Source organism: Bacillus benzoevorans, from assembly GCF_014207535.1.
GTDB lineage: Bacteria > Bacillota > Bacilli > Bacillales > Cytobacillaceae > Bacillus_BD > Bacillus_BD benzoevorans.
In genome coordinates this window covers 540,560-565,435 of sequence record NZ_JACHGK010000001.1, presented here as the reverse complement: position 1 = coordinate 565,435, position 24,876 = coordinate 540,560, and the positions used below count along the sequence as shown (strand labels likewise).

19 protein-coding genes are annotated in these 24,876 nt (G+C 38.3%); 6 read left to right on the top strand and 13 right to left on the bottom strand.

What is annotated here, in order from left to right:
• Positions 1 to 40: 40 nt before the first annotated feature.
• The 3 genes from HNR53_RS02840 to HNR53_RS02830 all read right to left on the bottom strand — a co-directional run bounded on the left by HNR53_RS02840 (position 41) and on the right by HNR53_RS02830 (position 3,256).
• On the bottom strand, positions 41 to 1,231 hold the full coding sequence (locus tag HNR53_RS02840) for a MalY/PatB family protein (protein WP_184522537.1): 1,191 nt from the start codon (positions 1,229 to 1,231) through the stop codon (positions 41 to 43).
• 180 nt (positions 1,232 to 1,411) lie between these two features.
• The gene (locus tag HNR53_RS02835; RefSeq protein WP_184522535.1) at positions 1,412 to 1,891 is read right to left on the bottom strand and encodes a CBS domain-containing protein; all 480 of its coding nucleotides are present in this window, start codon (positions 1,889 to 1,891) and stop codon (positions 1,412 to 1,414) included.
• A gap of 75 nt (positions 1,892 to 1,966) precedes the next feature.
• Positions 1,967 to 3,256 (bottom strand): benzoate/H(+) symporter BenE family transporter, encoded by a 1,290-nt coding sequence (locus tag HNR53_RS02830; protein WP_184522534.1) that lies wholly within the window; start codon positions 3,254 to 3,256, stop codon positions 1,967 to 1,969.
• Positions 3,257 to 3,416: 160 nt separating this feature from the next.
• On the opposite strand from HNR53_RS02830, the gene pdxR reads away from it, so the two are divergent.
• Both pdxR and HNR53_RS02820 read left to right on the top strand, forming a co-directional pair.
• The gene (pdxR, locus tag HNR53_RS02825) at positions 3,417 to 4,850 is read left to right on the top strand and encodes a MocR-like pyridoxine biosynthesis transcription factor PdxR (protein WP_184522532.1); all 1,434 of its coding nucleotides are present in this window, start codon (positions 3,417 to 3,419) and stop codon (positions 4,848 to 4,850) included.
• 169 nt (positions 4,851 to 5,019) lie between these two features.
• Positions 5,020 to 6,708 (top strand): diguanylate cyclase, encoded by a 1,689-nt coding sequence (locus HNR53_RS02820; protein ID WP_184522530.1) that lies wholly within the window; start codon positions 5,020 to 5,022, stop codon positions 6,706 to 6,708.
• Between the two features lie 314 nt (positions 6,709 to 7,022).
• Here HNR53_RS02820 and HNR53_RS02815 read toward each other — a convergent pair whose 3' ends face one another.
• On the bottom strand, positions 7,023 to 7,574 hold the full coding sequence (locus HNR53_RS02815) for a GNAT family N-acetyltransferase (protein WP_184522528.1): 552 nt from the start codon (positions 7,572 to 7,574) through the stop codon (positions 7,023 to 7,025).
• A 248-nt stretch (positions 7,575 to 7,822) separates the two neighbouring features.
• On the opposite strand from HNR53_RS02815, the gene HNR53_RS02810 reads away from it, so the two are divergent.
• Positions 7,823 to 8,395 (top strand): DJ-1 family glyoxalase III, encoded by a 573-nt coding sequence (locus HNR53_RS02810; RefSeq protein WP_184522526.1) that lies wholly within the window; start codon positions 7,823 to 7,825, stop codon positions 8,393 to 8,395.
• A gap of 80 nt (positions 8,396 to 8,475) precedes the next feature.
• Here the strand turns inward: HNR53_RS02810 and HNR53_RS02805 are convergent, their stop codons facing one another.
• Positions 8,476 to 11,520 carry a hybrid sensor histidine kinase/response regulator gene (locus tag HNR53_RS02805; protein WP_184522524.1) on the bottom strand — a complete coding sequence of 1,015 codons (3,045 nt, stop codon included), beginning with the start codon at positions 11,518 to 11,520 and terminating at the stop codon, positions 8,476 to 8,478.
• A gap of 136 nt (positions 11,521 to 11,656) precedes the next feature.
• Between HNR53_RS02805 and HNR53_RS02800 the strand changes: the two genes are divergently transcribed.
• Entirely contained in the window at positions 11,657 to 12,772 is a 1,116-nt protein-coding gene (locus HNR53_RS02800) for a response regulator (protein WP_184522522.1), read from the top strand.
• An 84-nt stretch (positions 12,773 to 12,856) separates the two neighbouring features.
• Here the strand turns inward: HNR53_RS02800 and HNR53_RS02795 are convergent, their stop codons facing one another.
• Genes HNR53_RS02795 through HNR53_RS02780 form a run of 4 tightly spaced genes read right to left on the bottom strand, consistent with a single transcriptional unit; the run spans position 12,857 to position 18,182 of the window.
• Entirely contained in the window at positions 12,857 to 13,942 is a 1,086-nt protein-coding gene (locus HNR53_RS02795) for a glycosyl hydrolase (protein WP_184522520.1), read from the bottom strand.
• Positions 13,943 to 13,984: 42 nt separating this feature from the next.
• Complete coding sequence (wecB, locus tag HNR53_RS02790) at positions 13,985 to 15,130, bottom strand: non-hydrolyzing UDP-N-acetylglucosamine 2-epimerase (protein WP_184522518.1); 1,146 nt, start codon at positions 15,128 to 15,130, stop codon at positions 13,985 to 13,987.
• 26 nt (positions 15,131 to 15,156) lie between these two features.
• Positions 15,157 to 16,431 (bottom strand): glycosyltransferase family 2 protein, encoded by a 1,275-nt coding sequence (locus HNR53_RS02785; protein ID WP_184522516.1) that lies wholly within the window; start codon positions 16,429 to 16,431, stop codon positions 15,157 to 15,159.
• Between the two features lie 5 nt (positions 16,432 to 16,436).
• On the bottom strand, positions 16,437 to 18,182 hold the full coding sequence (locus HNR53_RS02780) for a polysaccharide deacetylase family protein (RefSeq protein ID WP_184522514.1): 1,746 nt from the start codon (positions 18,180 to 18,182) through the stop codon (positions 16,437 to 16,439).
• 387 nt (positions 18,183 to 18,569) lie between these two features.
• On the opposite strand from HNR53_RS02780, the gene HNR53_RS02775 reads away from it, so the two are divergent.
• Positions 18,570 to 18,950 carry a GntR family transcriptional regulator gene (locus HNR53_RS02775; RefSeq protein WP_184522512.1) on the top strand — a complete coding sequence of 127 codons (381 nt, stop codon included), beginning with the start codon at positions 18,570 to 18,572 and terminating at the stop codon, positions 18,948 to 18,950.
• A 55-nt stretch (positions 18,951 to 19,005) separates the two neighbouring features.
• Positions 19,006 to 20,100 (top strand): DUF1648 domain-containing protein, encoded by a 1,095-nt coding sequence (locus tag HNR53_RS02770; protein ID WP_184522511.1) that lies wholly within the window; start codon positions 19,006 to 19,008, stop codon positions 20,098 to 20,100.
• Positions 20,101 to 20,308: 208 nt separating this feature from the next.
• On the opposite strand, the gene HNR53_RS02765 is transcribed toward HNR53_RS02770, so the two are convergent.
• The 4 genes from HNR53_RS02765 to HNR53_RS02750 form a co-directional block, all read right to left on the bottom strand.
• The gene (locus HNR53_RS02765) at positions 20,309 to 21,661 is read right to left on the bottom strand and encodes an amino acid permease (RefSeq protein ID WP_184522509.1); all 1,353 of its coding nucleotides are present in this window, start codon (positions 21,659 to 21,661) and stop codon (positions 20,309 to 20,311) included.
• Positions 21,662 to 22,095: 434 nt separating this feature from the next.
• Positions 22,096 to 22,866: a YqjF family protein gene (locus HNR53_RS02760; RefSeq protein ID WP_184522506.1), complete on the bottom strand. Its 771-nt coding sequence runs from the start codon at positions 22,864 to 22,866 to the stop codon at positions 22,096 to 22,098.
• Positions 22,867 to 22,989: 123 nt separating this feature from the next.
• Positions 22,990 to 24,189 (bottom strand): YhgE/Pip domain-containing protein, encoded by a 1,200-nt coding sequence (locus HNR53_RS02755; protein WP_184522504.1) that lies wholly within the window; start codon positions 24,187 to 24,189, stop codon positions 22,990 to 22,992.
• A 58-nt stretch (positions 24,190 to 24,247) separates the two neighbouring features.
• A complete protein-coding gene (locus HNR53_RS02750; protein WP_246439191.1) occupies positions 24,248 to 24,823 on the bottom strand; it encodes a TetR/AcrR family transcriptional regulator in 576 nt (191 codons plus the stop codon).
• Positions 24,824 to 24,876 lie beyond the last annotated feature (53 nt).

Below are 24,876 nucleotides of genomic sequence, written 5' to 3'. Positions count from 1 at the left end.
TACGGTGTAAAAAACACTTTACGAAACAGCCTCTGCCTTCCTATTTAAGATCCTCAAACTCTCTCGCGATCCTCGCGAACGCTTCCTTGATGATTGGTCTAGGTGATGGGATACATATTCTTTGATGTTGAATTCCTTCTCTGCCAAACATGACCCCGTCCTGCAGCAGGACATTCGCTCGATTATATATTCGTTCATGGACTTCTTTCGGTTGCAAGCCGTATTCGCTAAAGTCCATCCACATCACATACGTTCCTTCAGGGATTTTCACTTTCACCTTTGGCATTCTTTCTGCTAAAAATTGCCCAACCCACTCCATTGTGCCATCAAGATATTCATTCAGTTGTTCCAACCATTCTTCCCCGTCATTGTACACGGAGATGAGGGCGGAGATCATAAATGGTGAAGCTGATTTCATATCTACATGACTACTAAATTTCTTCCTAAGCTCCGGATTCGGAATAACTGCATTCGTACAATGCAGACCAGCTAAATTAAAGGTTTTATTAATCGCTGTAAACGTGATAATATGATCCGTATTTTCAGCAGCCTTCACAATAGGAGTAAAGGTTTGACTTTTTCGAATTAAATCTCCATGAATTTCATCTGCGGCGATGATTACATTATTTTTAGCACAAATGTCTGATAGTCTCTTTAATTCTTCATCTTTAAAAATTCTTCCTGTTGGATTATGAGGATTACATAATATGAATAATTTCGTTTTATCGTTTTTTACCTTTTCCTCAAAATCCTCAAAATCAATCGTATAGTATCCTTCTCCATCATATTTCAGAGCGTTATTGACAACTTGACGTCCATTTGAAGTAATCTCCCTCGTAAATGGCGGATAAACCGGGCGTTGAATGATGACGCCGTCACCAGGCTCCGTAAATGCCTTAATTGCCACCTTTGTCGCATAAACCGTTCCCGGACAATAGACAATTTCTTCTTTTTTGATCTCCCAGTCATGACGCTTTTTAAACCAATGCTGAATCGCAGTATAATATTCTTCCGGAAAAATCGAATAGCCAAAAATCCGGTGTTCTACCGTTTTATGTAATGCATCTAGTAAAGGCTGCGGTACAGGCAGGTCCATATCAGCGGTAAATAACGGCAGCGTCTCTTCATCGTAACGGTTTGTTAAACCCGATTTAGTGATATATTTCCCGCCATCCCACTTATAGGAATATGTATTTCTGCGGTTAACGATTTCATCAAAATGATATTTCAAGTCCTATTTCACCTCTGCTTTTTAGGATAGAGTTTCTGCTTCATCATCTTTCAGTATAGCAAAAATTAGTAAAAGACACCTAAAGTACGTTTGTTAAACGACAGTATTCACTCAATTTATACAATAAAAATCCCAGCTTCTCACACGTAATGGATAGGCTGGGATTTTTACTTTTGCATTTTAGCATACTGACTTTTTCAGACATTCGTTAATCGATTTAAAGGTGTTTCGAATCACATCGCCTCGGCTTATCATACCCACTAGTACCCCGTTGCGTTCCACCGGCAGCTGCTTTATTTTCTGTTTTGCCATCGCAGTTGTAATATTTTCCACTTCCTCATCCAACTTCACGGTATATACCTTTTTTTGGGCGATTTCCATTACGTTTAATGTCAATATCTCCTGTGCCCTCTCTTCAAACCCTTTAGGATCAATCTGGAAAACATCGGCATAAAGTAACGTCCCGAGCACAATTTCATTTGTCTTTCCAACCGCCCTCATAATATCTCCATCACTCAAAAAAGCCTTGAGTTCATTCCGTTCATTCACAACAGGAAGTCCACTGATATTATATTGCAGCATTTTTTTAATACATAAGTAGACACTATCCTGTTCTTTCACTTTCACTACCTGGTTATTCATTATTTCGTGAGCTTTCATGAATGCTCCCCCCAAAATAGTAAAATTTATACACAGGATGAACATGATTTCTAAATCATTTACAATTCTTATTGCTTATGCCGTTGTTTCCACACTTGCCTTTTTCGCTTGGTTTACCTTTTCCTCAGGTGCTGATTCTTCCTTTGCATTTTCCGGCTTTTCTCTTGAAGCAAAATGGCTTTTTTCGACAAGGAAGGAAACGAGCAAACTGCCTAATATCGCCCATAATGGCGCCCCAATGTTAAAGAAGTTTACCCCGGACATCCCAATCGTTAAGGCAAAAAAAGCACCCATTTGGAATTTTGTATCAGAAAAAGCCGTTTTAAGAGAATTGATTAGAACACCCAGCATAGCAAGTCCTGCAATAACGGTGACAATGACACTCGGCATCGCAATAACAAATGGCACGACAAATGCGGCAAAGAGACCAAAGACAGAGAAGAAAAACCCATTGGCTACAGATGCGGCATATCTGCTTTCTTTTTTACCAACCTCTTTTGCGGAACAAATCGCCGTCATTGGTCCTGCAATATTAATGGCATGACCTCCAAATAAAGCGGCAATAAGCCCGACGATTGAACCGTTCACCGCCATTGCCGTGTTTGGCGCTTTATATCCCTGTGCCATTAATACTCCTGCTGCCTGGGCATTTTCTGTAGCGATGATTAATAAAGCAATCGGTATCCCAATCGAAACAATTGCATCCAAACTGAATTCCGGCATAATAAACTGCGGGAGAATTAATTTATTCTGAACATTCTGAACATTAAAGGCACCTGTTGCCACCGCTAGAATAACAGCTACAATTAATGCCGATAATACAGGTGGTACCTTCTTCAAATATCGTTGTGAAAGTAAAAAGACGAGAATCGCTGAACCTGCCAATAACGGTGATATCGTGACTGATTTGATCATTTCGGTTGTAAACCGAATCATCACCCCTACGATCATCCCCATGACAATCGGTCTCGGAATCCACTTCATCGCTTTATCAATCAATCCAGAAGCACCAAGCAGGATGACAATAATGTTGGCCACGATATAAGCACCTATTGCTTCATTTAATGAAAAATGGGTTAAAGAACCAGCTACGAGAACGGCCCCTGCTATCGTATGAGCACCGGAGATAGGCTGGCGGTATTTTAATGCCAAATAGATGCCAAGCAGTCCGCTGAAAAAGTAAGTCGCAAAGATCCAGCTGATCGTTTGGGCATAAGTCAGGCCGCCGCTTGTTGCTCCGCCGATGATAATTAACGCCGGACCTGTACATCCGAAAATAGCGGCCACTAATCCGGCACTAATCGTATTTACATTTAAATTTTGTCTTAAGTCCTTCACACTAGAACGAAAAACAGTCTCTTTCATAGGTAGCACCTCTTTCTAAATCCTATTTGCATGGTATTTTATATGTTAATATTATAATAATTTAATCAATTGTCATTGTAATCATCCAATTGGATGATTTACACTCATCCAATTTTTACAGCTGCTCAAGCTGCCATTTTGAAAAGAACAGGTGAAAAGTATGGAATGGTCTGTAAATCGTGAAAGTGATAAGCCAATTTATCAGCAAATCTTTGAATATATTGAAGAAAAAATTGCTTACGGTGAATTTCCTCCTGGGAGCCGTTTGCCTTCAGAAAGAAAAATGGCCGAACAATTAAATGTGAATCGGATGACCATTGTTCATGTCTATGACGAACTTCAAGCATCCGGTTTAGTAGAGAGGAAAAAAGGCAGCGGCACCCGTGTCAGTACACATAAGTGGGGCATCCTTCCTAAAGGCGTTACCAACTGGCGAAAATATATTGAAGGAGGCTCTTTTTTACCTACCTACCCATTAATTAAACGGATTCGCGATGAAGCAAAGGTCATGAAAGACGGCTATAATATGGCCGGCGGTGAATTATCCACAGATTTATTCCCGGCAAGCTTTTTACAAGCTTCTTTTAACCAGCATGCTTTTCCAAGTAATTTAGGCTATGTGCATCCCCAAGGTCATTTAGAATTTCGGGAGACATTAGCATCCTATGTAAAGGAATATCATGACATCAATGTAACCAGTTCCTCTATTCTCATTACATCAGGTGCTCAGCAGGCTCTATATCTCATTACACAGTGCCTGCTAAATCCCGGGGATGCCGTAGCCATTGAGGCTCCCTCCTACAGCTATTCACTGCCATTGTTTCAATCGGCAGGTCTTAGAATCTTTGCTCTTCCCGTCGATGCTGAAGGAATCAATCCCGATGACATTGTGACCTTATACCGCAAACATCAAATCAGGATGATTTTTTTAAATCCGACCTTTCAAAGTCCGACGGGGGGCGTCATGACAGAGCCAAGACGGGAACGAGTTTTGGAAATTGCTGCTGAGCTAGGAATACCTATCGTAGAAGATGACCCGGTCAGTCTGCTTTCTTTTGATGGCAAGACGCACTACCCGCTTAAATCAATTGACAAGAGCGGCAACGTGCTTTATGTTGGGTCACTGTCAAAGGTCATTGCATCAAGTTTGCGGGTCGGATGGATCATGGGTCCAGAGTCAGTCATTAACCGCTTAGCTGATGCCCGGCAGCAAATTGACTTCGGTTTAAGTATTTTTCCGCAGTTAATTGCCAATCAATTTATCCAATCCCCTGAATATCCGAAACATCTAGCTTTTCTAAAGCAGGAGCTGCTGGAAAGAAGAAATGAAATGGTTTTGGCATTAAATGAGTACCTCGGTGATAAAGTTGAGTTCAGCGTGCCGAAAGGAGGCCTTTTCTGCTGGTGCAAAATCAAGCAAAAAGTAGATGATCAAAAGCTCGTAGAAGAGGCGATAAAAAATAAAATTTTGTTTATGCCTGGCAGTGTATACGGGTCTCCGAACGGATATGTCCGATTCACCTATGCCCGCCTGCAGCGGGAAGCAATAAAAGAAGCTGTTTTAAAGTTTGCAAAAGTGCTGGACAAAGTTTGAAGCAGGAGGGTGATTCTCCTGCTTTTTTTCGTTTATTTTAAAATCAGAAATTCCACTATTCTGTATTGTGAGCATTGTGTCACAGGAATAATGTAATCCGTTTCACTTTCAATGCCGATTTTATTGTAGAATAGTAATATAAAATAAAAGTAGTAATGGGGGTATGATAATGGAGGACCATTATTATAAAACGTTCTTTGAAAAATCTCCAACAGCTTATTCATACCATAGAGTATTGCTGGATGACGAAGGAATACCTTTTGACTATGAATATTTAGCGCTAAATGCAGCATGTGAAAAATTGTTACTTTTACAAGCCTCAGAGGTTAAACACAAAAGCTTTTATGAAATATTCCCGCAAGGCTGGGAGGGCGAATATAAATGGAAGGACATGTTAAATCGAGCGATCATGAATCGTGAAACTACCCACTTTGACATTCACCAAGTATCCCTGCAAAAATGGCTTCGGGTTACAGTGTTTTCGTTAAATGATGATACTTTTGCCTGCGTTTACGATGAAGTGACAATGGAATATGTGCTGGATAAAGGGATCGAGGGGTTTCTAAAAGTAAATTTAGATATGCTTTGTGTCGCCAATACAAATGGTGTGTTTATCAGAGTAAATAAAAATTTTGAAGATACACTCGGCTATCCTGTTAAGGAGTTAGAGGGGAAAAGCTTTATTTCCCTTGTACATCCAGATGATATCCCAAGTACAATGGAAGTCATAGATGAATTAAAAGAGCAGAAATCAATTTCCGGCTTTATTAACAGAATTCTCTGTAAGGACGGTTCTTATAAATATTTAGAATGGAGATCGCAGCCAAACGATCAATATATATATGCATCTGCACGAGACATTACCGAAAAACGCCTGGAAGAAATCAAACTGCTCCAGCTGACTAAAAACCTGCAAGAGCAAAACGAAGAATTAAATGAGCTGGCAATAACAGATGAGTTAACAAGTCTGTACAACCGTCATTATATCGATCAAATCATAGAAAATGAAATGAGCCGTTCCGATCGATACAATGAACCTCTATCCATGATTCTCATAGACCTTGATTTCTTCAAGCGGGTTAATGACACATGGGGGCATCCAACAGGTGATGAAGTACTAAAACACACGGCTGAAATCACCAAAAATAATATTCGTAAATCCGATATTATCGCAAGGATGGGCGGTGAAGAATTTGCGATATTTTTGCCGCATTGTACGATAGCTGGAGCCCTTGTCGTTGCAGAAAAAATCCGCAAGCTGTTAGAAAGCACTGAACATCCAATAGCCGGAGTCGTGACAGCAAGCTTCGGCGTTGCGGAAAGAAGGAAAAATGAATCATTTTACAGCTGGTATAAGCGGGTTGATGAAGCCTTATACCGGGCCAAAGAAGGCGGGCGCAACCGCGTTGTCAGTGCCGATAATCAGCATGATGTACCTGTGGCTTCTGTCCGCTTGGAATGGAAGGTTGAATGGGAAAGTGGCAATACAGTAATCGATGAACAGCATCGCGATTTGATTAAACAAGGAAACAGCCTGATTTACCTCTCCCTTTCAAATGCCGGCTATGAGCAGACTTTGCAGCAGTTGAATACCGTTTTAACTCATGTTGTGGACCATTTTGCCAGCGAAGAAGAAATTTTATCCTCCATTGGCTATCCAGGATATGAAAGACATGCACAAATTCATACAGGTCTGGTTAAAAAAGCCCTAGAGCTTAAAGAGGCTTACCAGAAAGGAGAACTTAAGTCATCGGCCTTCTTCTCCTTCCTTGTCGATGATATTATCATTGGACATATGCTCCATGCCGACCGCGGGTATTTCCCATATACACAAAATAAGCAAAAGCAAAGCAGTTAAAAAAGGGGCTGGACGTCTCATCTAAATGAAAAGTCCGGCTCCTTTCTATTTTTCAAAAATAAGATTAGTTCCAAACAAATTTGTTGCCCCTACGCAACATTTCAAATAAATATGCATAAAATATCGAAAAGGAGTTGTTAAGGATGAATTACTCCAAAAGGACAAGGTTGAAGATACTCAGCTATTCGACATTATTTAAAAAGCTGGGCATTTTAAATGAGCAGGAGTATAAAAATATTACAAAAGATTTTCGCATCTAAAATGCCGGTATGATAAAAAATGCGTTCCCATTCAATATTGGAAACGCATTTTATTTATGCTCCGCGAAAACATTTTTGATGAAACTGGCTGAAATGTTGGAAGATGGTCTCGGCTTTTTCCGGAATAAATGCTTCGGGAACTAACTTGAGGTACATCGCCTGATACGGCTCCGGGACGACTTTATAATGATGGACATACGAAGTATCCTGAAATCCACATTGTTTCCAAAATTCCACGCGCTCAGTATTCTCCTCTGTTTCTTCCGCTTCCACTTCAATAACAATACTGTCAAAGTGATGATTGTCCTTTGCCCATCGTTTCAAATAATCAACCATCTGCACACCGATCCCCTGTTTTCTAGCATTCTTCTTCACAGCTAGATAGTCAATGACAAGCGAGGTTGTTCCTTCTAATTTTCCGGACAAAGCAATTGCGTAAACCCTGCCCTGATCCTCCGCCAAATGAAAAGAAGACATCTGCTTGCGAAACATATTGCGAAGAACTTTCTCCGGTTTTGCATTTTTTCCGCCAAAAGCTTCGAGATAAATCTCCTTCCACTTTTGCCATATGTCTTCATCCCAGTGATCAACCGTTAAAAAATCCACGGGAATTCATCTCCTATGTATACAACTTTGTTGGTTCCTGAATCGAATCCTATTATACAATTTGGCTCAACCAAACGGAAATCATTTCTGCAGCTGCTGACTTTTTCATCCCCCTCTCCTATTAGGATGTTTCCATTCTTAAAGGCGGGTGAATAGATTTCATCTTGCAGGATGAATGTGAAAGAGTTGGAAAATTAGGACGTTTCATTTAAAATAGCATTAATACTGATAAAAAAAGGGTGATATTAATGAAAAAGACATTGATTTTATTAGCTAATGGCTATGAAGAAATTGAAGCGTTAACGGTAGTGGATTTCCTGCGCCGCGCAGACATTTCTATCGACCTCGTATCGATTACAGGAAAATTAGAAACAGTAAGTGCACATGGAGTACATATCCTAGCAGATAAATTAATTGAGGATATCCAAGGTGAAGAATATGATGCGATCATCACACCTGGTGGTATACCAGGGGCAACAAATCTTGCTGAAAACGAAAAAGTCACATCCCTTTTACAATCCTTCTACAAGGATAATAAACTGGTAGCCTCTATTTGTGCCTCACCGCTGGCTTTGGAAGCGGCCGGTATTGCCGAAAAAGTAAAAGGAACCTGCTACCCAGGATTTGAAGGACAAATTCATTTCAAGGAGTTCTCGGAAGAAGCGGTAGTCAAAGACGGGAACGTCATTACTTCTCGCGGTCCTGCGACTACTTCCTATTTTGCCTTAGCAATCATCGAGGCATTAGCAGGAAAAGAAACAGCGGAAAAAGTGAAAAATGGAACCTTAATGACTTTTGTAGAGGAAGCTTTAAAGGCGTAACACCAAGTCGTGATTGAATCACGCTGAAGCAGGCGCTGAAAATCAGCAGCCTGCTCCAGCATAATTTTTAATAAAGAATATTATTCTCTAGGTAGTAGAATCGTAATTTTTGTACCTTTGCCAACTTCACTCCATAAGTGAAAAGAAGAATGTTTAATTAATTTTAATTTTTCCACAGGATTCTTAAATCCAATTCTCTGATTTTGTCCGTGAAGAAGTTGGCTTTGTTTGTTTTCTGGAATTCCTGCTCCATTGTCTTCAATTGTTATTTTAATAAAGCGATCCTCTTCCCCAATGGATAATTTCAAAATCCCGCTCTCTTTCATACTGGATAATCCATGTAAAACAGCATTTTCTACTAAAGGCTGAATGGTCATTGCCGGTATTAACACATTAATATTCTCATCAATATCATATTCAATGATTAATCGTTCTCCAAAGCGGAGCTTCTCTATTTCCAGATAAGACTGGACTAATTCAATCTCTTCATCGAGCCACACAACACTATGATGTTTCTGAAAATCTAATTTTGCGCGAAAATAAACCGCTAAGTGCTCAAGAGCTTCTCTTGTCTTTTCGGTATCCTTATAGCTTAATCCAATGATCGTATTTAAAGTATTAAAAAGAAAATGGGGCGTGATTTGTGCATAATAGTAATTGAGTTCATTGTGAACGGATTGCTGTACGGCATCTTTCATGGCAAGCAGCGACTGTATCCGGGAGATAAACTCTCCATGAATAATCGGTTTTTGCATGACATCATTTGCACCTATTTGGAAAAAGTGAAATCGATTACTAAACTGACCGGATGCTGTCAAAATAAGAATAGGAAGTTCAACTAAATGGTGTTCTGCCCTAATATTTTTTATTAATTCATATCCAGAGTTATGAGACATCATTAGATCAATAATCGTGAGATCTATTTCTTTTTTCTTTAATAGATTCAAAGCATCCTCACTATTCGTACATGTCATAATATAATACCCCTGTCCCGATAAAAACGTACTCATACTTACTAATTGCTGGTCATCTTCGCCGACCAATAATATTTGGGGATCCCTCTGACCCTGAGATAAAACTCTTTCTGGCATCAATTCCTCCGACATTTCAATCGCAGCCGCAGGATGACTGTATGTCTCCTTCGCGGAACCTTGAAGCTCTCCTGTTTGGAGCGGTAAAGTAATCGTAAAACAAGTGCCTTTCTTCGGTTTTGAAGTAACCGAAATCTCCCCGCCCATCAATTCCACCAAATGCTTTGTAATGCTTAATCCAATTCCCAATCCTCCCAAACGTTCATTATTTGCATAGGGAACTTGATAAAAGGTTTCAAATATCTGCTCTAAATATTTCTCTTCAACCCCAATCCCAGTATCTTCTACAGAAATATGCATCATGTTCCCCTTTACATCTGCTGATACAGTAATTTTTCCAGACCTCGTGAACTTTATTGCATTGTGGATAAGATTGTAGACAATTTGTTTCAAACTATTTTCCTCAGCAAGCACATTCGGAAGATCTAGCGGGATGTTGTTTTCAATAAATAAGTCATCAGGGTTTTTAATTAAAAATGATAATTCATCCACCATGTTATACAGGATTTTCACATCCACTGGCTGTAAGTTTAACTTCAATTTTGTACGGTTTGAACTCACATTTCTTAGATCATAGGCTAAACAATCTAGTTTTTTACCTAATTCATGAATAAATATCACTAATTCCTGCTGCTTCCTTTTTAAAGGTCCCTCTCTTCCTTCCATAAGCCTTTTGGAGGAATCAAGAATGCTATCCATCGGTCCTTTCAACTCTTGAGCGATATTTATAATGAATTGATTCTTTAACTGCCCCTGTACCAATAGTTCCTGTGCCAGATAATCTATTCTTTCATAGGCTAATTGACGCCGGAAGGCAATGAAAAAAGAAAGGCACACACTCATCAAGAGATATAATAATAGAGGAATTTGGCTGACATCAATTTCTAGAAGCAGTTCAAGTCCCAGGGAAAGTCCATAACAAGTAAAAGCGGTAACAGCAATTAATATTAATCCGGCTCCTTCTTTGTACTTAAAAAATGCCCTGATTAAAATGATAAATAGATAAACATATGTGATCCCCGATATAAAGACAAGATAAATTTGGATATATTGGATTGGAATCATCGGATAAGTAATGGAATGAACTAAGTTAGGTATCCCAAATAATATCGCTTGTACACTTATCAACATTACAAGGCACTTCGTAATGATTTGATTTTCAGCCTCACGAAATAAATCATGTACAAATAATAAAAAGAATAAAGCGGATAAATGGATGAAGGATAACTGAATGCTTAACAATAACGGATTGGGTATTTCCGGAAAAAACAGATATATAATTTTCTCGTTCTGAGTTGAAACATATACACTTTGAAATAAACTGAATAGGGCAAAGTATAATTCATTCAATTGTTTTCTCCCTAGAATATAGTGAAGAAAATAGACGATCGCTAATAAAAAATAACCGCCAACTATGAAACCATCAAATAATATGCTTTGATTTGAAACCTTAATAATGTCATCAGTCTTTCCAAAAAGAATGGGTTTTACGATCCCTCCATTTGGCAGATTCACATTAGCACAATGAATCACAATTTCGATGTTCCTATTTTCACTATTGCCTAATGCTAAATATTTCCCTTCACGGTATTCATATTTCCTTATATCGGAGGAGGGAATCCCTATGCCACCAGCCACATTCCCATTAATAAATACTTTGCTTGCATGCCGAATGGAATTTACCTTCAATCCGTACATTCCATCCTCCGGTAATTGAACCTTTATGCGGTATGTACCTGTTTCTATGTTTTTGCCTGAAAAATACTTGTCCCAATTATTAGGGACTTGTATAAATTGCTTCTGCTGTTTCTCATCTTGAAAAGTATCGGGAGCCAGCAATTCATTAGGATAAAATTCCCATTCCCCATTTAACGAAATAACCTTTTGCTGTTCTCCATTCCAATTTTCTAAATTTAAAACACCCTTTACCACATGTGACTCGTTTTTCCAATAGAATGGTGAACCTTTTACAAAAGAAAAAAGAGTGATACAAAACAGGAATACTGAAATAGTTACAGCTATTTTACGTTTCATAAATTCTCCTTAATAGATTGGATGTCACAATATTTTAAATCATTATAATATTGTAGTACAATGATCATATTAACCTATTTTTTACATTATTTTACACTATTAATATATATTATATGGTATAAAGAAGGAATATTTAATGATTCGAACGATAATAGTTGATGATGAGGAGTTTTCTCTCCTTTCATTAGAAAATAAATTAAAAGAGTTTCCTGATATTTGTATTGTTCATACGTATACAAAGCAGGAAAAGATCCTTTCAGATTTGAAAAGAGAAAAAGTTGATGTTGCTTTTCTAGACATTGAAATGGGGGAATTGAACGGATTAGACTTTGCCGAGGCGATCCTATCGATTCAATCATCTATCCATATTGTTTTTGTAACCGCCCATTCAGAATATGCAGTAAAAGCATTTGAAATCAATTCAATTGATTACTTATTAAAGCCTGTTACAAAAAGACGACTTCAGAAAACGATTAATAGACTGAAGGAGAAAATCGGAGAAATAAAAGATCCTCCAACTCAAGAATCTCCCGATAACACACTCAAGATTAGATGTTTTCATGAATTACAGGCTTTTCAAAATGAGCAGCCTATTCATTTTAAAACAGCTAAGGTGAAGGAATTATTTGGATTCCTGCTCACCCATATGCATGAATATATTAATCGCGACGTTCTAATAGAAAGTTTATGGCCTGACCAAGACTACAAAAAGTCGAAAATAAATCTTCACACATGCCTGTCCCATCTGCGAAAAATACTTAATGGACTAGGGTATTCCAATTGTATTACCTTTTCTAACCAATGCTATTCTATGACGTTGGAGAATATTGATTGTGATGCGTTTGAAGTTGAAAGAATATTTCAGCATATAGATACCTTGGATGAAACAAACATATTAGAGATAGAAAATGCCATTGGGCTATATACGGGAGCCTATATGGAATTAAATGGATACGAATGGGCGTATGAATCATCACAGAAATATCACGAAAAAGTATCCGCTCTTTTAAATAGAGCAATAGCATTCCACCAAAATATTGATGACAACAAAACTCTCCATTTTCTTCAGTTGCAATTAAAAATGAACCCATATGACGATGAAATGATGAAACAATGTATGGAGATACTTATTCACCAAGGCAACCGCTCTGAGGCGATAATACTTTTTGAAAGATACAAAGAGCGGCTGACAGAAGATTTGGGAATTGAACCGGATATATCCCTGACGAGAATTTATCATTCTCTCTTTTAATTAAACATATCGTCCAAAAGCCAAACTTTATTGGCTTTTGGATTGCTTACATACCAGTCAGGAATATCCTCTAACGACAATGTATTATGGATTAACCACTTTTACCAACTTCAAATTACACAGAGTTCTTTCTGCTAATAAAGGGACTAAATTATCAAATATATGTGTATTATTATGATAGACTGAATACCCCCCCTTATATTTCAAGTACGGAGTACGAAATTTTACCATCTCTTGATAAAGTTGTAGTGCCAGTTCTTTTTCACCCGCTTCGATGCTATATAGGATAAGCCAGCCATATAGAGCTGGCGACTCGTATTCTACTATTGGACTTTTTGTTACTTTATCGTATTGACCAACGACTTTCCCGTGCAATGTTAATTCCTGCTTAATAAAGGCAAGAAACTGGTCTGTAGAATAACCGCTTTTTTCAATATAATAAGCGGCAAGTGACTGGTCTATCATATTAATGCTGCGATCATATGAATATTCTTCCTTTTTGATATCAAAGAATTTTGGGAAAAACGGACCTTCTTGTGGTGAATTTTCTAGTATGCCCAGCATATTCTCATACATTTCTGTCCCGATTAATCCCCTCTCCTTTAGTGCTTTTAGGGCATCCGGTTCAATGTATGACAACATAAGACGATGACTTGCATAATGATGTTCCTTATCATAAAAATCAGTTAATATATATTGGTAACGATTGTACTGTGTGATATATTGGCTAATTCGGACTGCTGCCTTTTCATATTTATTCACTTTCCATTTTTCACTAGCGAGAAATAAAGCATGAATCAGGCGGAGATCATCTACAAGGGCATTTGTTGAAACCTCACTTTCTCCTGTCTCTGTCAATTTCCAATGGACAAATCCATCATCCTCAAGAAAATATCCCTCTAACAACTGAAAGGCCTCTGCAAATAATCTTTTATCTTCCTTGAGAAGGGCATAGTCCATCCATAACCCGATGGATTCTGACAATGCCTCTCTCCCTTGTACCAAATCTTCATCTTCGGTTTCTGTTGGCTCCATATAAGTTGCCAGTGTTCCATTTTCGTTTCTTAACCATTCATCAATAAATTCTTCTGTAGCTGCTGGTATTGATGACTGCCCTTCCTTATTCAGCAAAAAGAACAGAAGCGCAATACCGACTAGCATAATCATCATCACCAATGTCCACCTGCTTTTTTTCACATCTTCACCAGCTAACTATTTTTCCACTTCTACAAGTGACTTCTTTGTCTCGCATTGCTGCTTGAGTTCCGCTTTAATGATTTCTACAATCCGACTGGAGGTATTTCCATCACCAAATGGATTCTTGATTTCCCCCATTTTATAATATTCACTATGATCAAGAATGAGCTTGCTGCATTCCTCGTAAATTTTTTGTGCCGATGTCCCGACCAATCTTAGGGTCCCGGCTTCTACACCCTCAGGACGTTCGGTTGTCTCTCGAGCCACAAGGACTGGCTTTCCTAAGGAAGGCGCCTCCTCTTGTATGCCGCCTGAATCCGTAATAACAAGGAAAGAATGCTTCATCACATGGACAAAGCTTTCATAATCTAAAGGTTCGATTAAATGGACACGTTCACTGTGAGAAAAAGATTGATAGACTTTTTTCCGGATCTCAGGATTTCTATGAATGGGAAAAACCACTTGAATATTTTTATACTCATGAATCAATTGATTAATCGCCTCATAAATGTTTTCAAGGTCAGCAAAGTTTTCACGCCTATGTGTCGTTAATAAAATAGTATGAAGTCCGTTCGAAAAAATATCTTTTAATTCTCCCTTAAATTCATACGGTTTTATCGATACATCTAATAGGGCATCAATGACAGTATTTCCAACTACATAAATCGATTTTTCAGCAATATTTTCCATTAATAAGTCGCTTTTATTTCTTTCCGTCGGTGCGAAATGATAGTCTGCCAGGCGGCTGACCATCTGCCGGTTCATTTCCTCCGGAAAAGGAGAATATTTTTGATAGGTTCGTAAGCCCGCTTCAACGTGTCCAAGCGGCACTTTTTGCAAAAAAGCAGCAAATGCACCCATAAGGGTTGTCGACGTATCTCCGTGAACCAGTACGATATCAGGCTTCTCCTGTTCAATTATGGCTGAAAGCTTGGTAAGCATGGAACCCGTCAGTTGTTCGACTGATTGTCCTGCCCGCATCATATTTAAATCATAATCTGGAATAATATCAAACAATTCTAGGACTTGATCGAGCATTTCCCGATGCTGGGCTGTATTGACAACAATACAATCGATCTCCGGATCCATTTTTAACATTTTTACCACGGGTGCCATTTTAATTCCTTCTGGTCTTGTTCCAAAAATGGTCATTACTTTCATGAACACTCCACCTCTACATAAGTTTTTTATACAGCTGATTTATGATCCGTATCTTGTTTAAATCTTTGTGTCTTATACCATTTCACTTCCTGACCGAGCAGGATTCTCTTTGCTTCTAAATAAGATGAGCGTACGACGAGAAAGACCCACAACTGTGAATAAGTAAAATACATCAATAATACGATGAAAAAGTTTTTCCAGGTTAATTGGTTACTTTCCATACTTAATGCCAGACACACTTCTGTGACGAAGAGGAGAAACCCTATCAATAACAGCGCATAAGACACCAATCCGATGGTCAATTCTAAATCTACGATTAAATTGACGATAAAAATACCATGTGACAGGATAATACCGCCAAAGAACAAGAAATAAGTAAATAAGAAATAAAAGAGGTCAAGAAAGACTTTTTTATTTTTTAATTTATAAAAGGTAAGAAAGTATTTCATAATCACATATTGATTTCCCCTTGCCCACCTTGTCCTTTGGCGCCACCAAACACCGATCGTCTCCGGCTCCTGCTCCCAAGTGATTGCAGCAGGGAAAAAGCGGATATAATAGCCAAGGTTATATACCCGGATACTTAACTCGGTATCCTCAGAAAGAGCCTTTTCATCCCAGCCGCCAAGTCTGTCTAAGATCGATCTTCGAATGGCAAAATTCGTCCCTGGAATGGTTGTCATTTTGAACCAAAACCAGCGTCCCGCCTGTGCCAACCATTGAAATGTAAGTGTTTCAATATTAATCAGCCTGGTTAATAAATTTTTCTGCGCATTCACGACACGGAATTTTCCTACAAGTGCCCCAGCCTTATCATCATTCGCTAATCCTAATGCTAAATTACGAACGGCATCCGGCTCCGGTGTATTATCTGCATCATAGACAATGATTAATTCTCCGCTAGAATTCGCTAACCCCTGATTTAATGCTCCCGATTTTCCTTTCCCCGCATGCGGCGGTTTCGTATGAACCGCCTTAATAAATGGATACTGTTCCGCATATTTGTCGATAATCGAACCTGTCTGATCACTGGAATTATCATTAATCACGATCACTTCCAGCCTTTCCTTCGGATAATTCAGCTTGATCATGGACTTAATCGTATCCTCAATAACGACCTCTTCATTATGTGCCGGTATCAGGACACTGACCGTCGGATATCCATGGGAAGGTACCGTTAATTTACGTTTGAATTTTTCAAATTTCAATGAATGCAAATAACCGCCAATCATGAGAAACGCATGATAAAACAACATCCCCCAAATAAGAAAAAGAGATACGTATAATAATAGATTTGCCAACAACATCATCCCTCTATTTGTTTTTTTCTTCCATTCAAATAAACTGTGAAAATAATAAACATCATGACCGCTGCAGCACCGACAATCGCCATTCCCCATACCAGCTTATCTATTATTCCCTTTACATACATTCCTGCTACATTCATTGACGGCAATATTGAACTTCCTTGGTTTCTCTTAAAAATGATTTCCCCATTTTCAGTATAGATTCCAATATTCTCCGTAATCACCCGATTATCCATCTGTTTTAAATCAATCCAGGAAATGTCAGGCATTTTTTCCATTTCAGCTATGACCTTTTTAAAACCATCTACTCCCAAATAAGGATGATAGAAAGCGGCATACATTCCTTCTTCTGCAGTGCCTATCAAAGCAGCTTTATTGACCATTTCTAGTATTGTCAAGGGCTTGTTTGGTTCATAGAAACCCATTGTTTCTGGCAAAAGCCGCATCCCATGAAGGAAAGATGGCGAAGTGATATTAGGTGTTGTATTCATAACTTGCCAATCCGTGTCGCTTAGCTGTACCTGCCCGACATAAGTTGAAAAGTGTTTGGAAACGATTTTATAACCATTTTGCGACATCGTATAATGCGGTGCCTCGTAAGCAATTGGATAAAGACCATATTGACTTAATTCCTCTATCCCTTTTGTAACTTTTGTTTCTATATATTTCGTTTCAAATTTTTGTAATTCATTAATGTAAGAAAAATAATCTTCTTTTGAAGCAAAATCATTTTCCTTTCTCATCTGAAATTTTTTATCCGCAGAAGAATATATGGGAGTATTATTTTCAACATCCCAAAATTCAAAACCCTCCCCTGTTTCACTGCTTCTAAATTGATGCGTATAGCCATGGAGTACAATACTGCCGCCATCCTTCTGAATTTGTTTCAATACTTTCAATAGTTCCGGAGAATCTGAAAACCTAGATTCTTTCCCTGTATCGGGATTGGTATAGGTTGGTATGACAGCCACCATATAAGGAATGTTCTTTTCCTTAAGAATTTGAGCAATTTCTTTGAGAGGTTTTGGATCAACTAATGGATGCACATCCTCTAAACGGATATAACCCGGATGGCTGCCGCTTGGAGTGGCCTTAAAAACCTGATAAAGAATATTGCCAAAAGGGATGGAATTTTCTAAATAGAGTCCATCAAATGCATAGTAATATTGGTTTTCGTTTTGAACCATGATCGGATAGAAGCGGTTAAGTTCAACCTGTTTCCCTTCCAGCAGCACTTTCGTCCCTTCACTTGGTTCAATTCCCAGGATATTTTGACTCTTTAAATCCACCATTTTTTGCTTTTTATCTACTGGATATAGCAGATTAATTTCTGCTTCATAAGATTGATTGACGAAAGAAAATTTGCTGCTAAGCTGCTCTGAATTATAACCAATCGCAACAAACTGACCCGAATAATCATCGAATAGATTTAAAAACTTTGCGGCTGGCAGTTGGACGTCAATTTCACCAAAGTAAAATAAATGCGTCACATCTTTTAAATCTTCCTTCTCCACAGTGTCACTGCTAATAAAGGTGATATCTTTTGTAAAGTGACCGATTAACATATCCAAATTCCTTAGATTATCATCGATTTCACCCTCAATGGTTGTATAGATCACTAAAACCTTTGGCACATCTGTTTTTTCTGCATAGGCTGCTTGCTGCGATGAGAGCAAAAGAATAAGTGCGACAAAAAAAGGACAACAACTAAAAATCTTCATGAATTTCCTTCGGGATGTATTCAATTCTTTCCCTCCTCTATTATCGATAATCCACTATAGGGAATTTTTCATTCCATATAACGAACAATAAGGCGTGTTTAAGAAAAGCGATAACTGTTAAACTATTTTTAGCACTATTTACACCTTATTTATAATCATAATAGGTTGCTCTTACAAATCACTTAAACTTTTTTAGAATTCTAAATAAGCCAAAATAAATAGGCAGTTATAAAAGCACCTACAAGTGTACTTTTATCACTGCCTGTATCTTTATTCATCTTTAATTAAGCTTCTCAATATTTGAACACAGGATAAATTGTTATATAATTTATAGAACAATTTATTAATTTGTTCTAGACTTCATAGAACAGCGTTGTTATAATAGATATAGAACAGAAGGGAGGGAATAAGGTGATTATCCAAATTGACGCGGAATCAGACATTCCTATCTATACACAATTGACCAATCAAATTATTGAAGGAATTGCCCGAGGCGATTTACATCCCGGTGATTCACTTCCATCCGTCAGGTCATTCGCCTCCGACCTTGGTGTAAATATGCATACAGTGAATAAAAGCTATCATGAGTTGGAAAAGAAAGGGATTATTGAAATTATTCCTAAATCAGGTGCAGTCGTTTCTACTGCTAATGAACTTACCTCATCCTCAAAGCAACGGTTAATCAATGATTTCCGGCCGCTTATTGCTGAAGCCCTTGTTCTAGGAATGAATAAGGAGCAAGTTATTAAGCTTGTAACTTCCATCCTGCAAGACTTTTCGCAAAATCAATAGTGAACCACCGCCATATGCGGACAAAAAAATGATTGCAAAAAGGAGGTACATTTCGATGTCATTCGCTATCTTTCTTATCATAAGTGTTATTTTAGCAGCGATGCAGACTGCGGTTCCCTTTTTAGTCAAACGGTCAGTTGTGTTTGGTGTAACGATACCCGAACCTTATATCCAGGCTCTGCCATTGAGAGCCTATAAAAAAAGGTATGCCGTATTGGTTTCCATTATTTCCCTTCTCCTATTGGGATTTTTCTCGGCTTGGGTCCTTTCCAGCCATCCCGGAGAGGAAAAGATCGTTTTAGCTGGGGTCTTCATTGAATTTAGTATTATTCTTATCAGCATGTCATTCTACTTTTATTTTCATGGGAAAACGGTTCAATTAAAGAAAGCGCAAAAGTGGATAGATGATTTAAAACAAGTGAGAGTTACGGATTTATCCATTCGCTCTCAGGATGAAATGCTTCCATGGTATATCTATCTACTGCCCATCCTCCTTACGATTGGTATGATTGGATATACCGCGCTAAAATTTGAAATTCTTCCTGAACAAATTCCTACTCATTGGGGCGTAAATGGAAAAGCTGATGCCTTTACTGGGAAAACACTATTTTCTGCGGTATCGTTGATGTTCATGTTATTATTCCTGCAGCTCATGTTCCTAGGGATTCATATCGGGACCAAAAACTCCGGCATTAAACTAAGCGCAACCGCTACAGATGCTTCACGAATTCGGCAGCTGACATTAAGAAAATATTCAAGTTGGTTTCTGTTTATCATTTGTATTTTACTGACAATGATGATGAGCTTTTTCCAACTCACAACGATCCATCCGGCGATTTTCTCAGGTTCTATCATGCTTAGTGCACCACTTGCATTTCTCGTTATCGTTTTAGCAGGAACGATCGTCTTTGCGGTAAAGGTCGGTCGTACCGATAAACAAAATTTTGGTAAGGCCGATAGTAAAATTACCGACCTCGATGAAGATTCTTATTGGAAGGGCGGGCTCATATATTTTAATAGAAATGATCCATCTATCTTTGTTGAGAAACGATTTGGCGTCGGCTGGACGCTTAATTTTGCCAATCCATTGGGCTATGTCATTGTGATTGTACCGCTGATTATTATTTTATTGATTGCCTTTTGGCAATAACCTGAACAATGGTTTGGGGAACACATTTTTAAAGATTCTCCATGTTATTGTTATAACAAATTTTCCTGGTTATGCTGCACATCCATATGTGATTTATGCGATGACTTAAAAAATACTAAAACCTCCCGCTTCCTTCTTTCTGGAAGCGGGAGGTTTTCATACGCTGCTGAGCGTTCTTTTCGTCTTGGAGCTTGCCTCGTTATTTGAATTATTGCCCTGCTTTCTTCTTTCTTACTCCATAAATGATAAATAACATGATAAACCATATCGGCGTTAATAATAAAGCTGTCCGTGTCGCTTCTGATACAAGCATAATGATTAAAAAGCCGGCAAAAAATACTAATACAACATAATTAATAAATGGTGTAAGCGGAGCTTTAAAAATTGAATTCTTGTGTAACTCCGGTCTTGTCTTCTTATAACGGATATGGGAAATTAAGATAATACTCCATACCCAAATAAAACAAATCGCACTAATCGTGGTTACAATACCAAAGGCAGTCTCCGGAATCAGCTTACTTAAAAGAGCTCCGATTGATAGGACAATTGCTGACGTAAGTAATCCGTTGCTTGGTACATGGTTTTTGTTAAGTTTGGCCAGACTAGCGGGTCCTTGCTTATTATTGCTCAAATTATACAGCATTCGGCTGGTTGAAAATAAACCACTGTTACATGCAGAGGCTGCAGATGTTAAGACAACAAAATTAATGATGCCTGCCGCGACAGGAATACCAACTAAACTAAATACCTGAACAAATGGGCTGCTAGATGCATTTAGCTTGTCCCAAGGATTAATAGTTAGGATGACGAATAGTGCCCCAACATAGAATAGCAGGATTCTTACTGGGATTTTGTTTATCGCGGAAGGGATATTTTTGTGCGGATCTGCTGTTTCCGCAGCGGAAACCCCCACTAATTCAACCCCAACGAAGGCAAATACCACCATTTGGAATGAAAGTAAGAAGCCATTTATTCCATGCGGAAATATTCCGCCGTGCTCCCATAAATTTTTAACCGAAACAGTACCTGAATCTGTTTGAAAGCCCATGAATAACATGATTAAACCGATAATAATTAGCGCTACAATGGTAATGACTTTAATGGAGGCAAACCAAAATTCTAACTCACCAAATAGCTTAACTGTTAATAAATTTAAAAACAGCAAAATGACTAAAATGGCTAAGGCTGGAATCCATTGTGGGATATCAAACCAGTAACGAACATATACACCGACCGCAATAATATCTGCCATGGCGGTCATAATCCAGCAGAACCAATACGTCCAACCGGTCACATATCCAGCCCATGGTCCGATATACTCAACGGAGAATTCTGTAAATGATTGGTAACCGGCGTTTGACAACAATAATTCTCCTAATGCCCTCATTACAAAGAATAAGACAATCCCTACAATTAAATATGCCAGGATGATAGAAGGTCCCGCTAATTCTATTGCTTTTCCTGCTCCCAAAAACAACCCTGTTCCAATCGTACCGCCAATAGCAATGAGCTGGACGTGGCGATTTTTCAGGTCTCTTTTTAATTCCTTCTTCTGCTCCATTTTAAATGCCCCCCTAAACCAGATTGATACGGATATGTTGAACCTTGTTGCGGAATCAAAGTTAAACGGATTCAATAATAGTTTTGTGAAATATTGAAAGGATTCCATACTTCAATATTCAAGAAAAGCATTTTCGATTCATACAAGCCAATCAATAGCTTAATATGAAAAAACAGTCCTTTTACCTGAGATTGTGAATCCTTCGGCGCCGAAAACCATAGCGTTCCTCCCCAGAAACAGCTCCTGTACGCGTTTGGACCATAACAATCAACTTTATATTTGGTTATGTAAAACATAAAAATAATAGGTTAAGATAATATTTCATACATAAATTGAGCTGATTAGTTTATTCTAAATTATCGCGCAATAATTATAATTAAATTTTATCAGTCATTTATCCTTAGGTCAATATAGTTTTGACATTTTTCGCACACTTAAAAACGTCTCTCTTTTACAGGAGGCCAGAAAAGAGCCTGTTTTGCGGATGAATAATGAACAATCGGATTATTTTGTGATATTTTTGCCGTTAAAAAGTCTGTCACCGTATTGGAGCGGATTACTGCTGCGGCTTTTTGCAAATTCCATTTTGTATGATGGATATCTATTCGAAGTAAAGTTCCCTGCCTCATGTTCCATGAGCAATAGCGCTCAAAGAGCCAATGATCTAATGTGTTCATTTGTGTATGAAATACTGAAGCTTCAGGGGTATATGAACAGGACATTCTTTCCTCGAACTTCCCAATTTTCCTTTTACTAACCATATGGATATCGTCACCTTGACTATCCATTTTTATTTCTGCCATCATAAAAGGAAGGGAATACCATGTTTTTGCCAAAAAACAAGCCAGGATTGAATCTACAGTAAGACGAAAAAAATAAACACCAGACCTTCCCTTATATGTCACATATGTTCTTACATTTAATTGAAGATAGGAACTGATAAATGGCACTGCCGGCAATAAGCGCGGACGCATCCCTTTCACTTGAAAAAAGACCATCCCAATCCATGCCGTACCATCATACAAATCCAGCTGGAGACTTTGGGGAAGATGTGGTGTTAGCAAGTCAGGGGAAACCGGCCAATGCAGGAATAACACATCCTCCCACCTCTGTGTTGAAACCCAGGGTAAATCAGGCAATGGATTCGGACGATGCTCGGTTATCTTTATGATCTCCTGCGGATTGTAATATTCAACAAAATTCATATTTAGCACCTCTTTACCAACTGTCATTCCTATTTAGTATGTTCTATTATGTAATTATCAACAAAAAGCAGTTTCCCCTTCAAGACGAGGTGCCTTCAAAGAGAAACTGCCTTATTTTCTTGATTAACCAACTGGGTTTACAGCTTCCACTTTCGATTTTTGCGCAGCCTTTTTCTGAAAAATAAGCCTTACTGCAGCTATCAGCAAAGTGATTCCCGAAATGATAAGCAAAAGATTCATATCTCCCGACAGCTCTTTGCCGCCAAATATAACAGTGTAGTATCCATTTGCTGCATAGGTTGCTGGTAAACTAGCAGAGATGGTTTGATAAAATTCCGGAAGCATCACCTTCGGCACCATTACACCTGACGTCACTAATTGAATAGAGAGAAAAATGATGTTAAAAACCATACCACCTGTACCAAAGACGATGACAAACATTTGCGTCAGGCTGATAAAAGAAAAGAAGACAAATGTTTGAAAAATCCACGTTTGAAGCATAGATGTTTTCCATTCAATATTAAACACCAGCATTAAGAGAATCGTTAGCAATGATAAAAGAAGAGATGCTCCCAAATTGAGCAAAAGTCTTGCAGAAAAAATAGACCATCTACCGTGTGTATTTTTTAATTTCATGGCGGCAATATTAATGTTCATACTCATGATCATGGAACCGACGAATGAAGCAAGAATCATCATCATGGGCACCATTGTGACCGCAAATCCTTCGGCGTTGTTTGTTTTTTGCACAGAAGATTGGACAGTATTGACGTTAAGTGACTGCACGATTTGCGTTATATTTTGCGAAACAACCTGCGTGAGCTCCTGCGAAGGAACCAGCGAAGTCAATTGACCTGATCCATTTTGCAGCATCACCTGCTGCTTATAGGAATAGATGTTTTCATTTACTGTTTTCGTTATATTCTGAGCCGCATTATCCATTATCTGCTTTGCCATGGAAGCATTTGCCTGGTTAATAAAATATTCAATTTTAGCCTCTTCATTTGTTTGGATACTTTGCGAAAAATCCTTTGGAATCAGTATCACCATATCCAGATTTCTCTCATTCATCTCTTGTTTGGCATCCTGCAGGGATGAATAGGTTTGCATATCAAACGGCACCTTTTGCACCAGTGTTTCTTTTATTTTCAACCCTAATGATCCATCTTCGTTAACAAAACCGATTTTCAAATTGTCTGCCCTATCGGTTATTCCATTATAGGCGGTCATCCAAATGCAAAAGAAAATCAACAGAAAGGCAAAGGCTGTTACTAACCCGATTTTGGTTTCTTGGAACTTCAACAATGATTTTACAGCTTTCATAATCATCCTCCTTTTTATTTAAGGCAAGTACATGCTTACATATATGATAAAAATTTTACTAGGGGGTTAAACCCCTAGCAAAAAGTTTTACACTATTCTGTAGAAAAGCCTCTCTCGTGTTGGAAATTAATCGGTCTCCGAAGCGCGATTTAGAGATAAAGTAGCCAAAATTCAGCCAGATAAAATTCATCGCCTGAAGCTCCATATCTGTTTCTATCAGCTTTCCCCTGCGATTCATTTCAGTAAAGTAAGCAATCATGTTTTCTTTGATTTCTTTGGGAAATTTAATGACGAATTCATTAAGCTCAGGATACAATCCTGCTTCCCTGAAACTAATCAAAACTAAATCCTGTATGTTATCCATATACTTATGGTATTCTTCGGCAATTCTCCATAAGTCATGTTCCAGCTCCCAAATCATTTCTTCTTTAATGATTTTCTCCAAAAAAGGTCTGTACGAAATCGATTGCATAGCTGCATCCATAACGCCCTTTTTATTGCCGAAATGGCGGAAGATCGTGACCTCATTCACTCCGGCTCTTTCAGCAATAGCACGGGTTGTTGTCCCTTTATATCCATAATCACGAAATAATTCAACAAATGCGGTAATAATTCTTTTCGACGTATCGTTCATATTCATCCAACCTTCGATTCACAATGCAAGTGCTCACTTACATAACTTATAGT